This window comes from Mesomycoplasma ovipneumoniae, from assembly GCF_035918255.1.
Classification (GTDB): domain Bacteria; phylum Bacillota_I; class Bacilli_A; order Mycoplasmatales; family Metamycoplasmataceae; genus Mesomycoplasma; species Mesomycoplasma ovipneumoniae_A.
In genome coordinates, this window is the sequence record NZ_CP142136.1 from 885,578 (window position 1) to 909,103 (window position 23,526).

14 protein-coding genes are annotated in these 23,526 nt (G+C 28.7%); 5 read left to right on the forward strand and 9 right to left on the reverse strand.

The annotated features are described in order from the left end of the window. Positions 1-435: 435 nt before the first annotated feature. Positions 436-1,191: a hypothetical protein gene (locus tag U3G01_RS03205; RefSeq protein WP_255031161.1), complete on the forward strand. Its 756-nt coding sequence runs from the start codon at positions 436-438 to the stop codon at positions 1,189-1,191. A gap of 65 nt (positions 1,192-1,256) precedes the next feature. On the opposite strand, the gene U3G01_RS03210 is transcribed toward U3G01_RS03205, so the two are convergent. Beyond that, positions 1,257-2,492, reverse strand: a complete 1,236-nt coding sequence (locus U3G01_RS03210; protein WP_326564820.1) for an IS256 family transposase — start codon at positions 2,490-2,492, stop codon at positions 1,257-1,259. A 2,460-nt stretch (positions 2,493-4,952) separates the two neighbouring features. Here U3G01_RS03210 and U3G01_RS03215 point away from each other — a divergent pair. The 4 genes from U3G01_RS03215 (at position 4,953) to U3G01_RS03230 (ending at position 14,032) form a co-directional block, all read left to right on the forward strand. Next, entirely contained in the window at positions 4,953-6,374 is a 1,422-nt protein-coding gene (locus tag U3G01_RS03215) for an Eco57I restriction-modification methylase domain-containing protein (RefSeq protein WP_255031221.1), read from the forward strand. Next, a complete protein-coding gene (locus tag U3G01_RS03220) occupies positions 6,375-7,163 on the forward strand; it encodes a hypothetical protein (RefSeq protein ID WP_255031222.1) in 789 nt (262 codons plus the stop codon). A gap of 276 nt (positions 7,164-7,439) precedes the next feature. Further along, a complete protein-coding gene (locus U3G01_RS03225) occupies positions 7,440-10,667 on the forward strand; it encodes a P97 family adhesin (protein WP_255031223.1) in 3,228 nt (1,075 codons plus the stop codon). A gap of 29 nt (positions 10,668-10,696) precedes the next feature. Continuing rightward, entirely contained in the window at positions 10,697-14,032 is a 3,336-nt protein-coding gene (locus U3G01_RS03230; protein WP_255031224.1) for a P110/LppT family adhesin N-terminal domain, read from the forward strand. Between the two features lie 839 nt (positions 14,033-14,871). Here U3G01_RS03230 and U3G01_RS03235 read toward each other — a convergent pair. The 8 genes from U3G01_RS03235 to dnaK form a co-directional block, all read right to left on the reverse strand. Continuing rightward, positions 14,872-15,828 carry an MSC_0882 family membrane protein gene (locus U3G01_RS03235; RefSeq protein WP_255031225.1) on the reverse strand — a complete coding sequence of 319 codons (957 nt, stop codon included), beginning with the start codon at positions 15,826-15,828 and terminating at the stop codon, positions 14,872-14,874. 68 nt (positions 15,829-15,896) lie between these two features. After that, positions 15,897-17,693 (reverse strand): translation elongation factor 4, encoded by a 1,797-nt coding sequence (gene lepA, locus U3G01_RS03240; protein ID WP_255031226.1) that lies wholly within the window; start codon positions 17,691-17,693, stop codon positions 15,897-15,899. Continuing rightward, complete coding sequence (locus U3G01_RS03245) at positions 17,694-17,924, reverse strand: hypothetical protein (RefSeq protein WP_010321325.1); 231 nt, start codon at positions 17,922-17,924, stop codon at positions 17,694-17,696. Between the two features lie 11 nt (positions 17,925-17,935). Further along, positions 17,936-18,208 carry an HU family DNA-binding protein gene (locus U3G01_RS03250; protein ID WP_010321324.1) on the reverse strand — a complete coding sequence of 91 codons (273 nt, stop codon included), beginning with the start codon at positions 18,206-18,208 and terminating at the stop codon, positions 17,936-17,938. 35 nt (positions 18,209-18,243) lie between these two features. Next, entirely contained in the window at positions 18,244-19,557 is a 1,314-nt protein-coding gene (gene der, locus U3G01_RS03255) for a ribosome biogenesis GTPase Der (protein ID WP_255031228.1), read from the reverse strand. Between the two features lie 19 nt (positions 19,558-19,576). Beyond that, positions 19,577-20,260, reverse strand: a complete 684-nt coding sequence (cmk, locus tag U3G01_RS03260; RefSeq protein ID WP_255031230.1) for a (d)CMP kinase — start codon at positions 20,258-20,260, stop codon at positions 19,577-19,579. 52 nt (positions 20,261-20,312) lie between these two features. Beyond that, entirely contained in the window at positions 20,313-21,449 is a 1,137-nt protein-coding gene (locus U3G01_RS03265) for a DnaJ C-terminal domain-containing protein (protein ID WP_255031231.1), read from the reverse strand. 156 nt (positions 21,450-21,605) lie between these two features. Continuing rightward, on the reverse strand, positions 21,606-23,405 hold the full coding sequence (gene dnaK / locus U3G01_RS03270; protein ID WP_069097463.1) for a molecular chaperone DnaK: 1,800 nt from the start codon (positions 23,403-23,405) through the stop codon (positions 21,606-21,608). Positions 23,406-23,526: the final 121 nt, after the last annotated feature.

Consider the following 23,526-nt stretch of genomic DNA (forward strand, 5'->3'; position numbering starts at 1 on the left):
TTTTTTAAGCTATTTTGTAGTGACAATTAATTTTGAATTTCAAAATTTTGAAAATGTGACCCTTGCTTATCAAAAAATAAGTTGATTTATTGACTAGTATAACAATTCAAAACTTGAAGGAAACTCCCGCCAAAGTGGCGGGAGTTTTGGTATTCTACTAAAACAAGTCTTATTTTTGACCGTGAATTTCTTATTATAATAAAGGCACAAGTTAATTGTACATAAATAATTTAAACTAAAATTTAGAATTTTAGGGAGTGTTCGTAATTTTCTGTTTTAAATTTTTATGGATTTTTTCAAATAGAAATCTAATTTAATTTCACATTATTTAGGCAATTAGGGAAAATAATTTCTAATTTTTTAGGTTATATAATGCCTAAATTAGTATATAATTTAGATTTGATTTAGAAAAAATCATCCCAGGCAGTTATTAAAATGAAATCAATTTTAGTATTTTATAAACTACTATTTTTTAAACCCCTTTATGTTGTTTCAAACGCTTTTTTATTCCTTATTTTTGTGTCAAGCACACTTTTTCAATTATTTTTTCCCGAACATATAGTCATTTTAAGAATATTTATTTTTAGTTCGATTTTTTTGCTTGTTTTTCTCAACTTTTCAAGATACATTTGGTTTATTTCCAAATACAAAAAAGAGGCTTTGAATTTATCAAATGAAAAACTTAAAGAAAAGTATCCTCAGCTTTTAAGAATTGAAAAAAATGTACCTCAAGTTAAAAGAAAAAGTATTTTCACTTATGGTATTTGGTTAAGAAGTCAAATGCCTTTAACTGCTTCAAAATTTAATGAGCAAGATCTCGACTATGAAGAAAAACAAAAATTTTTATACAAGATTTATTTAAGATATTATATTGTTGAATCATTTTTAGTCGCTATTTTAATTGCATGCCTTACTTTATTTTACTATTTTATGTTTACAACGATATATTCAGTTGCTGCAACAAGAGATAATAATTTATCTATTATTCCTGATATTGCATATTCGGTAATAACTGGTTTCATATTTTTTGTTATTGCTCTTACTGCCGCAGCATGAATAAATCAATCGCAATTCCAATTATTGCAAATTTCTAATAATCTTTTGACTGTTTCTGTTGAAGAATCTAAAAAAACCTATAAAAGTACTTTTTTCAAATTATATATTCCTAAAGGAAATTGGGAGTGTTCATAATTTTGTGTTTTAAATTTTTATCGATTTTTCAAATAGAAATGCAATCTAATTTAATTTTACATTATTTATAACCGATTAGGGAAAATAATTTCTAATTGTTTTTTAATCATGAATCAATTTCTTACCTTTTGTCATTTTATAGATGCGTTTTGGAGAGTTAAATAAGTTATTTTTGAAAGGTAATTTACACTTTGAATTCCGCCTTTTGTTTTTGTATTTTTCCTAATTAATCTATTCATTGATTCAATTAAATTTGTCGTATAAATTGCTTGCCTCAATTCAAATGGATATTTAAAAAATGTCGTTAGTTCAACGAAATTTGTATATCAAGACTTGATAATTGAAGGATATTTTTGGCCTCATTTTTCTGCAAATTTATCAAGATTTTGCATTGCAAATTCTTGATTAGCCGCTTGATAAATCTTTTTCATATCAAGGACAAACTCTTTTTTGTCTTTGTTAGTAACTTTTAAAAGCGAGTTTCTAATTTGGTGAACAACACATTTTTGAACATCTGCTTGCGGGAAAACCGCTTCAATTGCTTGAGTAATTCCACTTAGATTATCGCAAGAAATTATTAGAACATCTTCCAGCCCGCGAGTTTTTAGTTCGTTAAAAACATCAAGTCAATTACTTGCTGATTCGGTATTTTTAATCCAAAACCCCAGTGCTTTTTTATTTCCGTCCCAATCAATTGCAAGAATAAGATGAAGTGATTTTTTGACAAAAATACCGTTTTCTTTAACATTAAAAAACATGCCATCAATGTACAAAATTGGATAGGAATTCTGAATTTTTCGCGATTTTCACTTTTCAATTTCAGGCAATAATTTGTCAGTAACTGAAGAAATTCAGGCATTACTTATTTCTTTTTTATAGATACTTTTTATTGTATTAGTAATATTTTCATATGACATTCCTGATGCAAAAAGTGAAAACACTTGCTCTTCAATATCGCCTAAATTTGTTTCGTATTTACCAAGTAATTTGTTCTCAAAAGTGCCATTTCGATCTCTTGGTATTTTTAGATGAAAATTATTACTATCATAATTCACAGTTTTGCCCGAAAATCCGTTTCGCTTATTCGGTCTATGCACTCCTTTTTTGCTTCGGTTACTTTTTTCATAGCCTAAATGTTGGCTTAATTCCGCCCTTAAGAGCGCCTCAGTAAAAGTTTTAAACATATGCGAAATTTCGTTGTGAAAATCTTCTTTTTTTAATTTTTTATAATCAGCGTATTTGTCAACAAGTTTTTCAGCTTCTAACTCAAATGGGGATAATGTTTTTTTCTGTTTTTTCATATTTTTGTCCTTCATAATAAATTTTATCAAAATAGACTTACTATAAAACACAAAATATTTAACATTACCAAGAAATTTAAGATTGGATAAATTTTTTAGGAAATCAAAGCACAAATAAATTAATACTTTCAAAAATAACCACCATAAACTAACCAATAAATTTTTATCTGTTTTGTAGCCACAATTAATTTTGAATTTCAAAATTTTGAAAATGTTACCATTCTTATCAAAAAATAAGTTGATTTATTGACTAGTATAACATTTAAAAACTTGAAAGAAAACTCCCGCTAAAGTGGTGGGATCCTAAATTTAAAATGTCGGTGTGTTGCATTTATATTTTTAATATGGGATGGAATCTATACCTTAAAATGAATTTTTGATTAACAGTTGAAAAATTTATAAACCTTCAAATACCGAAAAAATTTTTAAAAATTCCTATTTTAGGTAATACTCTGTATTTTAAACTATTTTCATTTTTAGTTTTTAAATTTAACCCTGATAAAAAAACAATAAAACATTACTTTTTGTTTGTAGTACTTTCTTTAATAAGCTATCCAGCCCCTCTTTTTTTAGTTATAATAACATTGTTAATTACTGGTAATGCTGATTTTCTAAGGAATTTAGATTTAAAGTTTTTTAATAATTATTTTATTCGGCATTTGATTGAGATAATTGTCTACTCACTTTTAATTGTGCCTTATTCGTATTTTTCAGGTTTTCTTCAAAAAATTTTTCATTTATATTTGGTAAAACAAGTTAAAAAAAATCTTGGCAAATTAGACACAAATAATAAATTCCCATTTTTAAACAATTTTAATTATACTAAACATTATGAATTTCTATGTCAACGAAAATTTTATGCGGGTGTTGAAAAAAAGCATTGGTATAACCCAGAAAAAATAATTGAAAATATTTTTATTATTATCCAAAGTTGATGGCTAAAAGTTAATTGAAATTTGCCAAAATATTTTGCACATATAATTTTGGAAGTTTTTTTGTTCAACGCTACTGAATTTACAAATTCAAATATTTCTAAAAAAAACTGAAAAATCTTTTTATACATTTATTTTACTTTTGTTTTTATACAGCTTATATTAACTTGATATCCATTTTGAATAATATATTATTTTATAATGGGACATGTATCTGAAATAAATGTCAATTTAAATGATACTAATGACAAAGCAATCCGATTATTACTCTCTGGTTTTTTTACTATAATTTTTGGTTTTCTCATGCTACCCACGCCGGCTTATTATCCTAAATTATGAATAACTTTTTGACTATTTGAGAAATAAATTTTTATTTTTTGATAGTATTATTAAAGGCAAAATGGTTGATTCTTAGGCTAGTTTAACTAGTTTATTAATTTAATTTAAGGAAATTTGTTTTGTAAAAATGTATTTCTGATTGACTGTTGAAAAATTTATTAATTTGAAAATTCCTAGAGAATTTTCAAAAGTACCTATTTTAGGTAATATTTTGTATTTTAGGTTGTTCTTCTTTCTTGTATTTAAATTTAATCCTGATAAAAAAACAATCAAACACTTTGTTTTACTATTCACACTGTTTTTAATAAGTTATCCAGTACCACTTTTTTTAGTTATTTTAGTACTAATTTTTACGCTTAAATTTGATTTTTTAATTCATTTTAATACAAAAATTTTTGATAATTACTTTTTTCGCCATTTTATCGAAGCAATTTTTTACTCGCTCCTGTTGTTGCCTTATTCATATTTGTGTAGTTTTTTCCAAAAAATTTTTAATTTTTACCTAGTGAAGAAATGTAAAAAAAATTTAGGTAAATTAGATACAAATAAACAATTTGATTTCTTAGCAAATTTTGATTTTGAAAAAAATTATAATCTTATAAAGAAAAAAACGCTTATATTTGAATCAACGTAAGAAAAAAAGATAGATATAACCCTGATAAAATCATTGAAAATATTTTTGTTGTGATTGATGGTTTGTGATTAACTACTAGAGTATATTTGCCTTCCTATTATTTTAATATATTTTTACACGTCTTCTCATTTAATACAAGAAGCGCTGATTTAAATCCTATTATTAAAAAACGGCAAGTTCGTTTCTTAATTATTTATCTATTTTCAGTTTTTATAAATTTTATTATGTTTTGATACTCCTTTTGAGTATTAACTTATTCTTTTAGTGTTACGATTTCAGCATTTGATGATTCTCGCTTAATCATCAACCATATTGTTCTAGTTTTGGCTGCTATTTTTATAGTGCCGTTTATTCTAGACCGGCTAATTAAATTTTTTGTATTTAAAATTTAATTTTTTTAAGGTTTTAAGAATGTTTTAATTTTAACTTTAAATTAGTAGAAAAATCTAGACAACTAGTTTTTATCAATGATTTTGAATGCAATACTTCTGTTAATTTTTGGTATAATTTTAAATTAATTTTGTAATTTAAAAAAGTAAGAAATAAAAGTTTATTATGCATGAGAATGTTAGTCAAAAATTAAATGGGCAAGTTTTTACACCAGATTTATTGGTTGAGCTTATTTTAGACCAAGCTGGTTACAAAGAAAACATACTTAAAAAACATATTATCGATAATAGTTGCGGTAATGGTCAATTTTTAGTTAAAATTATTGAACGTTATTGCAAAGCTTTTTTTAGAGAAAATTCGAATTTAAAATCACTTAAGCATCAATTAGAAACTTATATTCATGGCATTGATATTGATGAAAAACATGTTAAAAATGCCATTTTCCGTGCCAATTTAGTCGTTCAAAATTATAAAATTGAAGGAGTAAACTGAGATTTTAAAGCTAAAAATACCCTTGAAATTGAACATTTTAACGGAAAAATGGATTTTGTTGTCGGAAATCCACCTTATATTCGCATTCATAATTTAAATAATAATAAATCGTTGAAAAATTTTAATTTTTCAACGATTGGCATGACAGATATTTACCTTGCTTTTTACGAAATTGGCATTAAAATGTTAAGTAAAAATGGAATTTTATCTTATGTTAGTCCATCTTCATTTTTTACATCCAAAGCAGGCTTAATTTTTCGGGAATTTTTATACAAAAATAAAATCATAAAATCAGTTGTCGATCATAAACATCACCAATTTTTTAGAGCAACAACTTATACAACGATTTTCACAATTGATAAATCGGCAAGAAATCAAAAGGTCGATTATTATAATTTTGACAATAAAACAAATTCAATTTTTCTTGTTTCTAAATTAGAATATGAACAATTTTATTTAGATAATAAGTTTTACTTTTCAACACCAGAAAAGCTAAGTTTTCTAAAGAAAATTATTTACGACAAGAAAAAAACTGATATTAGTGTCAAAAATGGTTTAGCAACTTTGGCTGATTCAGTTTTTATTGGTGATTTTAACTTTAATTCTGAATATATTTTGCCCGTTTTAAAAGCATCAAATGGAAAATGGGCAAAAATCATTTTTCCGTATAATACCAAAAATTTCCAAATTATTTCAGATTCTGAACTAAAACAGCAGTTAGAAATTTTTGAACATCTTAGTTTTTTTAAGGAAAAACTTCAAAAACGTAGCTTTGACCATCCAAATAAGAATTTTTGGTATAGTTTTGGACGAAGACAAGCTATTTCAGACACTGATAAGGAAAGGTTAGTTTTAAATTCATTAGTCAAAGAAAACAAACCCTTAAAAATAAGTTTAATTCAAAAAAACACCTGTATTTATAGTGGTTTTTACATTATAAGCGAGAAAATTGACTATAAATCAATAGCTGAAAAATTGCAAAGTGAAGTTTTTCTTAACTTTGTAAAATTATTAGGAAAGTACAAAAATGGTGGTTATTATACTTTTTCAACAAAAGATGTTAAAAAATATTTAGACTTTATGTTCGGGACGTAAATGAAAAAATTAAATAATGATTTTTTAGAAATAATTAAAGAAAGTTTTATAACTTATCTTCATAAAGGTTCGTCAAGATCAACTGAAAAAATAAAGATAATTCATAGTTTTGTTGCTAATTCAATGTTGCAAAACTTAGGTCAAGATTTTAAAATATATTCATTAGGTTTTGATAGTGGAAATCAATTTCAAAAAGAAGCTAAAATGATCGGCCGGTATTATGATAAAAAAGTAGATATCGGAATTGAATATAAAAACGAAATAATTGCTGGTATAGGTCTTAAGTTTGTTGTGCAAAATTATTTACAAAATTCAATAAATTATTTTGAAAATATGCTTGGAGAAACAGCTAATATTCGTAGTCAAAATGATAAATTATATTTTCAGATCTTAATTATTTTTGAACAGATTCCTTATTTTTCTAAAAATAGAATTAACAAAAAATGGGAAAAATTAAATTATAAGAACTTTCTTAAATATGCAAAACTTTCAACTGAAAATCAATCAGATTTTAGACATATACCTAATAAAGTTTTAATTATAATTATCAATTTTGCTTGCTTAAATTTAGAAAATAAATCTAAGCACAATAATGTATATGAAATTGAAAATTTTGAAGATTATAAAACGGTCGCTAATTTTCACCTTGACAATTGCTCCAATGCTTTTGAATTTTCAAATATACTAAAACCGATAGAAACTCAAATTCAAAATTCAGTAATAATAAATGATTATGATGATTTTATCAATAGAATCAGTTATTTAATTAAAGGTTCTGTAAAAAATTAAATTTTTGAATATTTTTAAATTGAGAATTTTCCTATTAAATAAAAGTAAAAACATAACTATTTTATATAAAATATAAGTAGAAATTCTTGAAAATTAGTAGAAAAAATTCACACAATTGGTTTTTATACCAACTTATTATTTAGGTTTTTTACTTTTTTTTTTTTTTTGTTTTGGTAAAATTAAAAATATATGCTAGCAAAACTATTATTCTAGAAATAACCATGCAAAGATGGCATGGTGTAATTTATTTTATACAAATTCCAAATGGAGGTGAAAATGAATCAAGAAAATAGGAAGGCAAATGCCGCATTACGGAAAAAAAGATTGATTTTAACAATCGGCTTAAGTCTTATTGCTTCAGGTCTAATTATTGGAATTCCAGTTGGACTTGTTTCAAATCTTTCTGTAACCAAAGATCCTTTATTTGATGTTCAAAAACAAGCTAATTCGATTAGTTCTATAAGTCTAAAAAGTGATATTGTTGAAAATAATGCAGATTATTTTAGTCTAAAAAGTAAATTATTTGAATCTGATGGCACAAAAAAATCGGGGATTAATTTCACCGATTTTTTTGATTTTTATGCAGAAAACTCTAACTCCAATTTTGAAATTGTTGATTTCCAAAATGATTTTCAATGACAAAAATTCAAATTAAATATTACAGATATCGAAGCGCTTGATCAAGAGCAGTCATTTAAAATTTATTGGCGGGTTTTACAAAACTTAGACGATGGAAAAGTTGCAAATTCCGATCTTCATTCAGCAACAGTTGCTTATAATCGTCTCTCAAGTCTGTCTAATTCCTCACTAAGCAATTTTACAAGTTTAGCAAAAACCGAACTTTCAAAATTAAGACCTTATCTTATCTCTGAATTTGATAAATCACCAACAAGACAAATTGCAAAACTAACCACAGTTAGCGAATTTTTAACTAAAGTAAACTCGGCCAAATCAGCTCCTGAAGCCTCAAAAATTATTAGCCAATATTTTAATCTTGAGTCAACAATCACAAATTTATTAAGAAATAAAATTAATAAATTTGTCGATGATGATAATTTTCCCAAAAACAAATATTCAATCGAACTTATCCAAGAACCAGTTCTCAAAAATGCTTATCTTAGCAAAACTCCTTTAAAAAACATTTATCGCGCTTATTTTTTAGCAAAATTTTCAGACGATTTTGCTAAACATAACAATCAAGATATAAAATCAAGTCCTAACTTCAATTTTGCAGTAGATCTTGATTTTTCAGATACATTTTTAGATGGAAGTCTTGCAAATGACATTGAATTATCGCCTTTTTCTGACAGTGACTTCACTAATTTTAGCGATATTCATGAGCAAAGCAGTCAAAAAATCACGAGTTGAGAACTTCTAAACTATCTAAAAAATCAAGTTTTTCCTTCTTATGAAGAAAAACAAACATTTTACAAAAACTTATTGAACCAAATTTCTAATGTTCCATTATTATCAAAAATAAAATTAAAAAATTACATTTCTCGTCTAAGAAATTCTGATCTTTTTTCTAAAATAAAAATTGATTTTAATGTTAATCCTGAAATGACCCAATTTGCGCTTGAAAACAATAAGGTTGTAACTCAGTTTCATGGTAATATTGAAATTTATAATGAAAAAAATGAAATAATTGCCCAAAAACCATTTGTTCAAAATGTTGGTGACTATTCAGTTTTAGTTAAAAATATTCCTGATTTAAGTTCAAAAGTTAAAGCTGTGAATTTTGAGTTCAACCAAAAAGATGCCCAAATTTCCGAGCGAAATCCGATTCCAAAAGAAGAAATTCAAAAACTTGTAAATTCAGGCGACTTTACAAAACTAAAAAGTATTTTAGAAAATCCGCATTATTATGGGGCTAAATTTGACGAAGAAAAATTAAAGCTTTTAGTTCAAAAATATGATCTTATTCCAGTTGATGAATTAATTAGTCGTTCAAGATGAACTTTTACATATCCAGAAGAAGTTGCTGGAATTGTTAATATTTTATCGCCTGTTTTTCCATCTCAAGAAGAAATGTTAAGGTTTTATACAACTTTAGCTAAAAACGATACTGCTTTTGTTGCAAAATATTTTTTTGACTGACTAAAAGGTTTAAAATTAATTGATCCAAGCCAGTCTTGACCTGACAATCTTGATAATTTAAATTTATTTAAAGAATTGGAAAAAATTAAAATTGAAAACAAAACAGGTTTTGACAATTTCTTACAAGAAAAAGACAAACAAGCTAAAAAAGACATTTGGTTAATTTCAATTAATAACAATTATTGAGCTGAAAAAGGTCGAATGCCTTATAGTTTTTATCTTCACCCAAGACTCAAAAATATTATTGATTTAATGGTTCAAAATCAACAAAACACCATTAATATTGATTATTATGTTGACCAGATAAAATCTGAATCAAGTAAAATTCAAGAAATTGACCCAACTATTGGCGATCAATATCGTTCACCAATTAAAACACTAACAGATTTTATTGTTGCTTTTTACCAAAATGTTTATTCTAATAAAACCGGTCTTTTATCTGAACCTTTAGGTGATAATTTTGACTACAAAATTAATTTTGAAATTACTAGCCCAATAGCAACAGCAACTCAATTTGAAGATGATGACAGTTCTCCGCGAACCGCTTTTTCAAGTTTTAATCATACACGCCAAAGTCAATCAGTAAGTTCTACTCAAGCTAGTGATTCTAAATCTGAACCTACAGAAAAAGTTGAGCAGGATCCAAAAGTAAATCTTAAATATTGATATGAAGTTGGCCCAGTTGATCGAAACGGAAAAATTATTTCAGTAATTTATAAAACCCAGCCAAAACAAATTGAAATTTCAACTAACAAAGACGGAATAATTATTCCTGAAGAAGTTGAAAAACTAAATAACTTTGTTGATAATTTCCGTACTACAACTCTTCCAACTTATTTAGATAATAATGATTTTAATGATCTTTGGACAAATATTAATCGTCTTGTCGGTGAAAAAGAAGATTATGTTGATATCACAGAATTGATTAAAAAATTCCCGATGTATTCTTATTTTAGTTTGCACTATCCAGAATTTGGGTTGGCAATTAAAAAAGATGTTGTTAAAAAACCGGTAGAACAAGCACTGGCAGAAGCAACAGAACCAGCAGAACCATCAGAAACAGTAGCAACGTCAGAACCAGCAGCACAATCCACAGCGTCAGCAGAAACATCAACACCCGCTCCAGCACCTGCGTCAGAACCAGCGCCAGCGCCTTCACCAGCACCCACACCAGCAGTGCCAGCACCTGCAGAACCAGCTCCAAAAACAACAGAACCAGCAGAACCAGCAGCACAAACCCCAAATTCTACTGGTCAACTTGCGGGTATTTATGAAAATTATCCAGGTATAAATACAATTAAAGTTCTTCATTTTTATGTATATAACAAGAAAAACCCGAATGAATTTTCAACTAAGCAATTGAAGTTTTTTGTATACCAAACTGATAAATCATTGCTAAATTCATAAAATTATTTACTAAAAATAGAAGGTCTATTATGAAAAATATTAAACGAAAAAATTTACTTATTGCCTCTTCGATTGTTTTTCTAAGCGCAGTTATTAGTGTTGGAATTGCCGTTCCAATTGGAAAAAATGCTTATTACAAAAATCAATCTGAACAACTTTTAAAATATTCTGATCAAAAATCAGAAGCAAAATCTTTTGTTTTAAATAGCCAAAATCAACAAGAAATTTTGCAATCCGTTAGTCAATTAAATTTAAAAGCCCAATTTGCTGATACTTTAACAGCAAAAAACGCAGTTGATTTATATTTTGATAAAACTTATAGTTTTGATCTAAACTCTTTAATTGATTTTAAACCTTTGGAAGATAAATTCCCTGGATTTAGTTTTAAATTGCTTGTACCTAAAGATAAAAAAGATTTAAAAATTGAAAATAATACACTATCTAATTTAGCGATTAATGTCCAAAACCAGCAGCAAAATATTAATTATAATGTTAAATTTGACCTAAAATTTAGCTCTCATGTTAAAAATTCTCAAATTGATCCTGATAATGTAAATGTTGTTCTTGAACTTGTTAATGATGAACTAATTAAGGACAAAACTGCAAGTGAAATTGCAATTTTGTTTAATTCTAAATTTATTCAAAACAAAAAATCTAGCTCAGATCAACAAGCACTATTAAAAACTATTGCAGAATTTGGAAGTGTTTCCTTTTTTAATAAGCAAACAAATGATTTGATTTTGCCTTTAGCTTTTGATTTAGAACCTAATTTAAAAGATAGCAAACTATTTTTTTCAAAAGTTGATGATGCAACTGGCCAAACAAATTTAGATCTTTTTTTAGTTGAAAAATATTCTAAAAAGAAATCTAAAATTGCTTTAGAATTTAAAAATTTATCAACCATTAACGAAAGTTATGCTTCTAAATTTGCACAAATTTTCAAAGATAACTACATTTTTAACGATGAAATTGCTAAATTTTTAGCTTCCTCAAATCTAACTCCACTAGATTTAATTTCAAAACCTTTGCCAGAATCAGCAAAAAACCAATCAATTTTCAAAGAACACCAACCATCTAGTCTTGATTTTTGATTTAAGCAACCTGAATCTCCAAATCAAGTTGTTCCTAAAACATCAACTCCTGATTCTGTAACCTCTGAAAGTTCAAGCGCTGATAATGCAGCTTCAACTCCTGACGCCTCAACTTCTGATTCTGGAGCTTCTAATGGTTCTGCTTCATCATCAGGCGCTGCCACATCCTCCGCGGCTCCAGCTCAACCTGTGAGTGTTTCAACTTTAATTGACAGCCCAAAAACCCCTCAGCAACAAGAAGAATCATCTGAAGGTGACGGACAAACTACTGGAAATTCTGAAAATTCAACAGCAACTCAACCTGCACAAACAGCTAACGAAGAAGCTTCAACAGCAGAAAATAAAGAACCTGAAATAGTGCAACCTCAAACCGAAGAAGTTCCAAAAGTTGAAACTCGTGAAGAAAAATTGAAAAAATCTTTTTCAGAAATTTTACATAATTTCCAAATTTCTGAATTTAAAATTCAACCAGTAAAAATTGAATTATCTAAAGAAGACCAAGCAGATCCAATTAAAAAACAAGCAATTCCGCTTAGATTAACTCTTAATGGAAATTTTGTATCAAGCGAATCTTTCCCTGGTGGTCTAAATTTTAATCCTAATAATGAATTAGAATATAGTTTCAATTTTAATTATGATATTAGCGATGAAGTTTATGGAGCTTATTTCCAAAATGCGCTTGATAATATTACAAAAACAAATCAAGATGGTTCAAGTAGTCTAAAAATTGAAAATTTAGAATTTGAAATCAAAGATACCCAGCAAATATCAGTTTTTGCAAAAACCATTGACCAAACAATTGAGCATATTAAAAATAAAAAAATTGAGCTTTCAAAAATTAAAGCAGAAACTAAACAACTTTTTGATTTACTTGACTTTGTAGCTCAAACAAAACCACAAACTAACCCAGAACCAGCTAAAATTAGCGTATCTTCTTTAGCAACTACAACTTCTTTCCAAGAAACAGAGACAACAGAGACTGAACAAAAAGAGCAAACAGAGACTGAAAAAGAAGCACAAAAACAGCCAAATCCAACTCCAAATCAAGCACCTGGACAACTACTTTCTGAACTTTTTGACAACCTACTTGCATCTAATTTACCAGATTCAAGTTCTATAATTCTTGATACAGGGTTTGAAAATGAAAAATTTGCTCTTTCTATTAGCATTTGGCTTGGAGATGAAAAATTAAAAGAAATAAAAATTCCAATTGTCAATGTATTAAAAGACAATAAACCTTTTGAATTTTTAAAAGAAGAAACTAAACTACATTTCTTTATTGATGCTGAGTCATTAATTACAGAAAATAGTGGACCAGCTACTATCGCAGCAGGTCAAACTTCAAGTCCAAACGAAAATCAAATTCCAATTAGCTCAATTAAGTCAATTGATTCCCAAAAACTTGAATTTAAAGACTATGATGATAAAAATAATCCTCTCCAAAGCGGGCACAGTTCGAAATTAAAACCTTATTTAGACTTATCGCAAGGTGGAATTTTCCTTTCGCATGATGGCCTTAAAGTTGATTTGTCTTCAAAAAAAGATGATATTAAAAATCCAACATTCGCTCTTGCTTTTAAATCTGCCCAAAACTTTTCAACCAGTCAATCACCTTTTTATTTAGTGCAGGGTTGAAAAGTAGATAAATCTGGTACACGCACTTCTTACGGTGAAGAGCAAAAAATTGATTTTGGTATCAAAATTAGACGTTATGATTATGAAAATGACAAAATTAATAATTTAGAAGTCCAAATTGGTGATGATAGTGCTGCAAATTCTAGTAAAGTACAAAAAATCGATCACCATACAGCTTTAGTTGATACTGTAACTGAAAAACAAGAAAAAGTTAACCGCTTTACTACTAGAACTATTGTTGATGAAGTTAGTGAATCTAAAAATAAATTTACTCCTGGTGTTCCTGATTTTCTTGACAACAAACAAGCAACTTCATTTGTTGTTTTTCGACTATTAGACGCAGGTGAAACAACTAAAAAAGTAATGGAATTAACTCTTTATTCTTCAATGAATAGCGATCCATATGAACCTGTTTTTAGTGTTAAAAAAACAGTAGATCTTGATTCTTCATTTAAATTTTCAGATATTCAACATTATATTTTAGGTAAACTATCAACCCAAGGAATTGGTTTCTCCGGAACTAGCGGTGCTATCCTTCTTAAATCGGCTGCAGTTTTTGAATCAGTTGAAAATGAAGACAAATCTAAATTAATTAATAAATTATTTATTGATAGATATTTTGGTCTTGATCAAAGCTAAAAACTAATATAAATATTAGTTTAAATAAAAAACATCCTACCGAGTTTCTCTGTTTGATGAATGATCTTAAAAAGTGTCCGGTTTTTTGGGCGCTTTTTTAACTTTTTATGGCAAATCCAGGAAAAATAACTATCAAGGCAAAAACACTAAATTTTAAATCTAACACTTATGAATGCAAAATCTACTTATTAATCAAATAAAGCGAACTAAAAAAGCTAAAATTTTAATTTAAAAGGCAAAATTATAAAATATTTAAACTACCTTTTTTAGTTTAAAACACTGGCAAAAATCAATTTATGGATAAAATAACAAAAACCATAAAAAATACAACTACTATTTAAACTCAATGCAAAAAGAAAACTCGTTTTTATTTGCATTGAGCCTAAAAAAATATATGAAGTTTTGAAAGAACAATAACCAACAGCCATAAATTTGTAGATTTCTAAACGGGTAAATTTAAGGCATTCCATCATATTTAAAAATATAATGGAAAATTCGCGATGTTTGATTTTTTAGACAAAAAACATAATCAAGTCCCCCTTAATTCAATATCAAAATTTATTAATTTATTCTTAGTGAGGTTTATTGTAACATAATTTTATTTTTGACCAAACATTTTTTTTTTTTTTTTTTTTACAAACGGTTAAATTTAAAATAAGAAAAATTAAGATTCTAGCGTCAAAAAAACACGGATTTACGGTTATTTTTGCGTATTTATACTCAATAGAAAGTGAATTTTTGCTATCAAACTGGGAAACTCAGGAAAAACTAATATTCATATTAGTTTAAACAAAAAACATCCTCAAAAGGGATGTTTTTTGTTTTGGTTACTTAATTAATTAAGTAATTATTTTTCTTTTTTTGGCAATTTTTCTTAAAATTAGGAAAATAACTATTGTAAAAATTGCCCAAAGCATATGACGGCGAAAACGGATTGATTCAATATTAATATTTTTACGGTAAACATGGCCAAAAATTGCTTCAATATTTGATAAACGCCGGCGAAGTGATAGGTCATAAATAAGCATTAAAATAAAAAATCCGCCAGTTGAGACCATACTTATAATAAATTCAGTTGAAAATTGAATATTTTTTTCTGGATAATATTTTAAAGTAATTCAATAAACTAAACCTAAAATCGCTGTTCCAAGCAAACTAAAAGCACCTAGTCAAATTGCATTTACCTCTTTTTGATTCAATTTTTTAACTAATCAAGGAATCATTGGTGGCATTTCGAGTCTGTGAGAATTATTTCTGAGCTGTGAACGGAAATATTGAACTGATTTTTTAATTGCCCGATAGTCTAACAAGGTTTTTACAAATAAAAATATTATAATTGCGCCGATAATTCCGGGAATTATCAAAAGTGGTAAATATTTTTGCTCATAATTTCAACTTGGAATATACTCATAAACTCAAAGTAATGAAACAATTAGTATTGCTAAAAAAGCTAAGAATCAAAAAAGCGCCTTTAGTGGTAAAAAAAATAATTCTAGTCCAAAAATTTTTCTAACCTCTTTTGAAATAAAAGCATTTGCCTCTTGTTGAAGCGTTTTTTGCTCCATTGCTTGATAATAATTCTCTTCAATTAAATGGTTTGAGTAACTTTGAGGACTTTTATGTTCAGGGCGATAATATTTTTTTTGGGCAAAATATTCATCTGAATCATCAAAATTTTCTTGACTATCAGGATGATTTTGCACGTTTTTATAGTACCTAGGCTCACGGTAGGCTGAATTTGTAAAACTAGGTCGTTTATGGTAATTGTTGTTATTAAAGTTCTGTCTTTTTTTCATAATTTCACAAAAGTAGGAAAAACAAGTATATTTTTCCTAAATTTTTCCCCTTTTGTAGAAATTATACACTATTTTTCGTTAATGTTAGTTTTTAAAATTGCTAAAAATGCTTCTTGAGGAACATCGACAACCCCAAATGACTTCATTCGTTTTTTTCCGGCTTTTTGTTTTTCTAAAAGTTTTTTTCTTCTTGTAACATCGCCACCATATAATTTGGCAGTAACATCTTTGCGATAAGCCTTAATTGTCTCACGAGCAATAACTTTTGAGCCAATAACGGCCTGAACTGGCACCTCAAATGAATGTCTTGGAATTATTTCTTTTAATTTTTGTGTTAAATCGCGCGCTTTTGGATAAGAAAAGTCTTTATGAACTATCATTGAAAGGGCGTCAATTTTTTGACCGTTAAGTAAAATATCTAACTTAACTAATTTTGAAGGTTGCAATCCAATTAGCTCATATTCAAAAGAAGCATATCCTTTTGAAAGTGATTTTAGCCGATCAAAAAAGTCAAAAATCACTTCAACTAACGGTAATTTGTAAATTAAACGGCGACGAAAATCATCAATATATTCAAGATCAACGTAAATTCCACGGCGATCCTGACAAAGTCCCATAATTGCCCCTAAAAATTCATCAGGAAGAAAAATTTTAGCTAAAATAAAAGGTTCCCTAATTTCACTAATAAAATTAGGTTCAGGAAACAAACTTGGATTGGAAATTTTTTGAATCTCACCGTTAGTTCGAGTTATTTCAAATTCTACAGAAGGTGCTGTTGCAATAATTCCGACATTAAATTCTCTTTCAAGCCGTTCTTGCAATATTTCCATATGTAAAAGGCCTAAAAACCCAATGCGAAAACCAAAACCAAGCGCTTTTGATGACTCTGGCTCATAAATTATTGACGAATCTGAAAGCGAAATTTTTTCAAGCGAGTCTTTTAAAAGATTATATTGTTGTGAATCAATAGGATAAAATCCTGTATACATCACCGGCACCATTTTTTTATAACCTGGAAGCGGTGAACTGGCCGGATTGTCAAGCAAAGTTATTGTATCGCCAACATTTACATCTTTTGCATTACGGATTGAGGCAGCAATTCAGCCAACTTCGCCGGCAACTAGGTCATTTTTTTTGACCTGATTAGGATTAGAAATCCCTAACTCAATTACGGAAAATTTTAAATTATTAGCCATAAATTTAAAAGTATTTCCGACACTAATTTTTCCAGTTACAACACGAACAAAAATTACAACACCACGATAAATATCAAAATAAGAATCAAAAACCAAAGCTTTTAAAGGGTCTTTTTCGCTTGAATATTTAGGAGGTGGGATATATTTTACAATTGCCTCAAGAACATTTTCAATCCCGATGCCGTTTTTTGCCGAAATGAGAATTGCATTTTGAGCTGAAATTCCAATTGTTGATTCAATTTCTTGCTTAACTTTTTCAACATTTGCCGAAGGCAAGTCAATTTTATTGATAATTGGAATTATTTCTAAATTATTTTCAAGCGCTAAATAAACGTTTGCTAAAGTTTGGGCTTGAATTCCTTGACTTGCATCAACTAAAAGTAAAGCACCTTCGGTTGCAGCAAGTGATCGAGAAACTTCATAAGTAAAATCGACATGTCCTGGGGTGTCAATTAGGTGAAAAATATAAGAATTATAACGAATTTGAACAGCATTTAGTTTGATTGTGATCCCTCGTTCTTTTTCAAGATCCATCGAATCAAGATGCTGATCTTTTAATTCACGCTTTGAAACTGTGTTTGTAAACTCAAGAATTCGGTCGGCTAGTGTGGATTTTCCGTGATCAATATGGGCAATTATTGCAAAATTGCGAATTTTTGTATTTTCCATTTAGTTTCGCGAAATGACTTCCTGGATATTATTCCCACTTCCAGCAAATTGAAAAACAATAAAAATAATTATTAAAATTAGACCAACAACCGCAAAAAAGAGAAGTAAAAATAAGGCTATTCTTTTACCGTATCTAATTTCTTTTAGTTTTTGTAAAACAACATTGCCATATATTACTTGATTTGCAGTTTTGTACTTAACATTACCTTTTTTTTGTTTTTTTTTGAACATTTACAACCTTTTTAGGCAATATAATCTTTTAAAACTTTTGAAGGTTTAAATCTTATTGTTGTTTTAGCTTCGACTGTAATCTGACTTTTAGTGAGCGGATTAAAAGATGAAGAGGCAGGTTTAAAAACTCCTTGGAATGTTCCAAAAGAATTTATCACTAATTTTCCTTGTTTTTTTACAACATCAGCTGTTATTCCAAAAAATTGATTTAAAACAAGCTCAACATTTTTCACAGGCAAATTTGTTTCGTTAGCTATTTGTTCAATTAGTTCTTTTTTGTTCATTTTTTGTGCTCCATTCTTATTAAATCGCTTTAATTTTAACTTATTTTACCACTTTTTTTTATATTTTTATAAATAATTTTTATTGGACAGCCAAAAAAATCAAAATATTTTCGAATTTGGTTATCAATATAGCGCTGATATGAAAAATGAACCAAATTTTTGTCAGTTACAAAAAAAACAAAACTCGGAATTTTAGCGCTAATTTGACTAATAAAATTAAAAAATACCTTTTTGCCATTGACATTCGGGTGGGGTTGAATTAGCTGAATTTCCATTAAAAATTGATTTAAGTGGTTTGTTGGTATTTTTTTTGATAAATTTTTTTTAGTTTCTAAAATTTGCTCGGCAAGTTTATGAATTTTTTCACCGGTTTTTGCTGAAATAAAAATTACTGGGGCTCAATCGAGAAATTTAAATTTTTCACGTACTTTTTTAACGTATTGCTGTTGAGTTAAAGTATTTTTCTCGATCAAGTCTCATTTATTAACAACAATTATAATCGGCTTGTTTCTTTCTCAAGCATATCCGGCAATTCTAAGGTCAAAATGATGAAGATCTTGTGTAGCATCAATTAAAATTAAACTAAGATCAGCATCATCAAGAGACCGAAAAGCACGTAAAAGTGCATAAAAATCAACAGATTCTACTAGTTTAGATTTTTTTTTGATTCCAGCAGTATCAATTATTTCAAAAGTTTGGCCTTCTATTTTTCACATTCCCGAAATCGAATCACGCGTGGTTCCGGGAATGTCAGAAATTATTGAACGATTTTGGCCTAAAATTCGATTTAAAAGGCTAGACTTACCGGCATTAGGTCTACCAATGATTGCTAATTTAAAAAAAGATTGCTGGTTTTTGGCAGTTTTTTCAAAATTACTAACTAAAAAATCAAGAAGATCACCAACACCTTGACCATGTAGAGCTGAAATTCCAAAAATTTTTTCAAATCCAAGTTCATAAATACTTGGATCAAAATTTTTGGAATTATCAAGTTTATTTGCCACTAAAATTATCTTTTTTTGCGATTTTCGCAATAAATTCAGGACAAAATGATCTTCAGAATCAATTCCCGCTGTTCCATCAAGAACTCAAATTAAAATTTGTGCCTCTTCAATTGCGATTTGAAGTTGAATTCTGATTAGTTCTTGAAAATTTTTAGTTTCAATTTGAATTCCACCTGTGTCAATTAAGGTAAAATCCTTGCTATTTCAGCGCGCATTTTCGTAAATTCGGTCTCTTGTAACACCAGGGGTTGGATCGGTAATTGAAATTTTTTTTCCAACTATTCGATTAAAAAGTGTTGATTTTCCGACATTTGCTTTGCCAACAAGGGCGACTAAATTTTTCATAATAAAGTAAAAAAAGAAATTAATTTTCCATTTGCGAAATTTTTCTTAAGACTAATTTTGAAATTTGCTCGACAATTTCATCTTGATTAAAATTGGTTGTGTCAATAAAAACTGAATCAATAGTTTTTTTTAGTGGATTTATTTTCCGTGACATATCAAGATAATCGCGACGCTCAATAGATTTTAGAACCTCAGGAAAATTTGTTTCCAAATTTAAACAAGCATTTTGCTTTAAGCGCCTTTTTGCGCGCGTTTGGGCATCGCCTCATAGAAAAATTTTTAAATCTGCATCTGGCATAATATTATAAGTTGTATCGCGACCTTCAACGACAAGTCCTTTGTTATTTCTTTGAAAATCGTGTAAAAGTTGGGTAATATCAGCGCGAATTTTGCCATACTGAGCGATTATTGCCGCATTTTTTGAAATTAAATCATCACGTAGCAATTCAGTTACATTTTGATTTTCAAGCCAAACATCACCGTTTGCATCAAGTAACAAAAAATTAGGATCTCATTTTTTTGTTACTTGACTTTCTTTTTCAGCATTAATTTTGTGATTTTGACAAAATAAGGCAACTGCACGATAAAGTGCGCCTGTATTTATAAATAAATAATTAAATTTAAGTGCTATTTGTTTGGCAATACTAGATTTTCCAACCCCTGAAGGTCCGTCAATTGCAATATTTATTTTTTTAAAAGACATATAAAATTGATTCCCTAAACAATTTATTTGAAATTATAAATTGTTTTTTAAATTATTGAAACTCTTTTAGCCATTTTGATTTGACTTTGTCTTTTATTTGGCTAAAAACTTGGTTGAGTTCGTTTTTTTGTCGACTATTAAATTCAGGAACATAAAAAACTAATTTTACCCGTAAATCCCCAATTATTCTTTGATTTTGGGGATCAGGCGCACCTGCGCGGGCGAGAATTACAGTTTGGCCTGACTTATAATGACTATAAAGTTGCAAACTTTTCATTCCAGTTGGACTTGGAACCTCAACTTTATTTTCATTAATAATATCAATTATTGAAACTGGCATCTCAACATGAATGTCATTTCCCGATCTTGAAAAGTATTTATGCGCGCGAACATTAATTTCAATATTAAGATCGCCAGACGGTCCACCTTTATGACCAGGGCCACCAAATCCTGCAACCCGAATGAACATTCCGTCTCTAATTCCGGCAGGAATTGAAATTTCAATTTCTTCTTTGGTTTCAATTATTGTTTTTCCACGGCACTTTTTGCAACTTTTTGTAACAGTTTTTCCACTACCTGAACACACCGAGCAAGTTGTTTGGTTTTGCATACGACCAAATCCAGGAATGTTAATAATTTCGTTTTGAACTCCTTGTCCATGACAGTTGGAGCAAGTTTTTATGTCTGAGTCAGAATTTGCGCCTGTGCCATTACACTGGTCACACTGGGAATATTTAGTAAGTTTTTGGCTAACTTTTGTGCCTAAAATTGACTCAATAAAGCTAATATAAATTCGGGCAGTTAAATTTTCACCTTTTAAAGGGCCGCTATATTTTTGACTTCGTCGCGAACCGCCAAAACCAAAACCAGAAGTAAAACTTGAAAAAATATCAGAAAAATCAAAACCTGAAAACCCAGAAAACCCAGAAAAACCACCGCCACCTTGTTGATCAAAAGCTGAATGGCCGTAACGGTCATACTGACTTCTTTTTGAATCATCAGAAAGAATTTCGTATGCTTCTTGAATTTCTTTGAATTTTTCTTCAGCTTGTTTTTGTTCTTCAGCTGATTTTTTTGTGTTTTTATCAGGGTGGTAAATATTAACTAAGTTTCGATAGGCTTTTTTAATATCGGATAATGTTGCGTTTTTGTCAATTCCTAAAGTTTTATAGTAATCTTGTTTTGCCATAAAATTGACATTTCCTTTTTTTTAAATTTAAAAACTTTTTTATTATTTTGGGAAAAATAATAAAAATTTAAGACTTTTTAAAACAAAAGTCTTAAATAATAATATAAAAAAGACACACTGCCAAAAAGCAAGTGTGTTTTTCATAAATTTTAGGTATTAGTTTTGTTTGATTTCAGCATCAATTGTGTTTGAATCTTGAGAATCAGTTTCACTTGCATTATTAGCTTGTTGAGCGCTTGCTTGGGCAAAAGCTTGGGCTGCTTGCTCAATTTGGTCTAATTTTGTTTTTAGTTCGTCAATTTTTTCTTCTTTTACAAGATCTTTGAGTTCTTGAATTTGTTTTTCAAGAAGTTCTTTTTGTTTAGGATCAATTTTTTCACCTTGATCAGTTATTGATTTTTCAAGTTGATTAATAAGACCTTCGGCACGAACTGTTGTTTCAATTTTATCTTTTTTGATTGCATCAGCTTCACGGTTTTCTTCGGCTTCTTGAATCATTCTGTTAATTTCTTCTTCAGATAAAGTTGAAGTATTTTTAATTGTTATTGTTTGTTCTTTTCCAGTTTTTTTATCTTTTGCTGAAACAGTTGTAATTCCGTTAACATCAATTGAAAAACTAACTTCAATTTGTGGAAGACCACGAGGAGCAGGCTCGATTCCTGAAAGATTAAAGCGACCTAACATTTTATTGTCAGCAGCAAGTTGTCTTTCACCTTGAACTACAGAAATTGTAACTTCGGTTTGATTGTCCTCAGCTGTTGAGAAAATTTGTGATTTTGTTACCGGAATTGTTGTATTTCTTGGAATTAATGGGGTTGAAACTCCACCTAAGGTTTCAATTCCTAAAGTTAAAGGAGTAACGTCTAATAATAAAACATCACTAATGTCACCAGCAAGAACTCCACCTTGAATTGCAGCACCAATTGCCACAACTTCATCAGGATTTATTGAACGGTTTGGCTTTTTATTTAAAGTGTGTTCAATCATTGTCTGAACAGCTGGCATACGTGTGGATCCACCAACAAGAAGAACTTCGTCAAGCTCACTTGCCTCAATTTTAGCTTGTTTTAGGGCGTCAACAATTGGTTTTCTTGTCCGGTCAATTAGGTGAGCTGTCATTTTTTCAAATTCTGATCTTTTTAGTTCAAGTTCAACGTTAATTGGACCATTTTTCCCTAGACCTAAAAATGGTAAGGAAATTGTTGAAACACTTTGATTTGATAGGTTAATTTTGGTTTTTTCAGCTTCTTCTTTTAGACGAGTAAGTGCCATTTTGTCGCTTTTTGCATCAAAATCGTACTCTTCTTTAATTCTTTTAATCATTCAGTCAACAATTTGATTATCTCAGTCATCACCACCTAAATGGTTATCACCACTTGTTGATAAAACTTCAAAAGTTCCGTTAGATAATTCAAGCACTGAAACGTCGAAAGTTCCACCACCTAAGTCATAAACAAGCACTTTCATTTCTTTTTCTGTTTTATCAAGACCAAATGCAAGTGCAGCTGCTGTTGGCTCGTTAATTATTCTTGCAACTTCTAATCCTGCAATTTTTCCGGCATTTTTTGTTGCTTCACGTTGAGCATTATCAAAATAAGCAGGAACTGTGATAACAGCTTTTGAAACTTTGTGACCAATCTTTTTTTCAGCATATTCTTTTAAATATGCAAGAATTTTTGCTGAAATTTCTTCAGGTTTATAGTCTCTATCGTTAGCGCGAACGGTTTTATCGCTACCCATTAATCTTTTAATAGATGCAATTGCTTCAGGATTTGTTTCTAATTGACGTTTTGCCGCATCACCAACAATTTCCTCACCATTTTTAAAGGCAACAACAGAAGGAGTTGTTCTTTTTCCGTTTGGATTTTCAAGAACAATTGGTTTTTGATTTTCGATAATTGAAACAACTGAGTTTGTTGTTCCTAGGTCAATACCTAAAATTATTTCTTTTGCCATATTATGTTTTCCTTTCATTTAAAAAAATAATAAATAAAAATTTGTCTTTTCTTTTATGACAACAAATAGTATATCATATTTTTTGGCACTCACAAGCAAAAAGTGCCATTTTTTTTAAAAA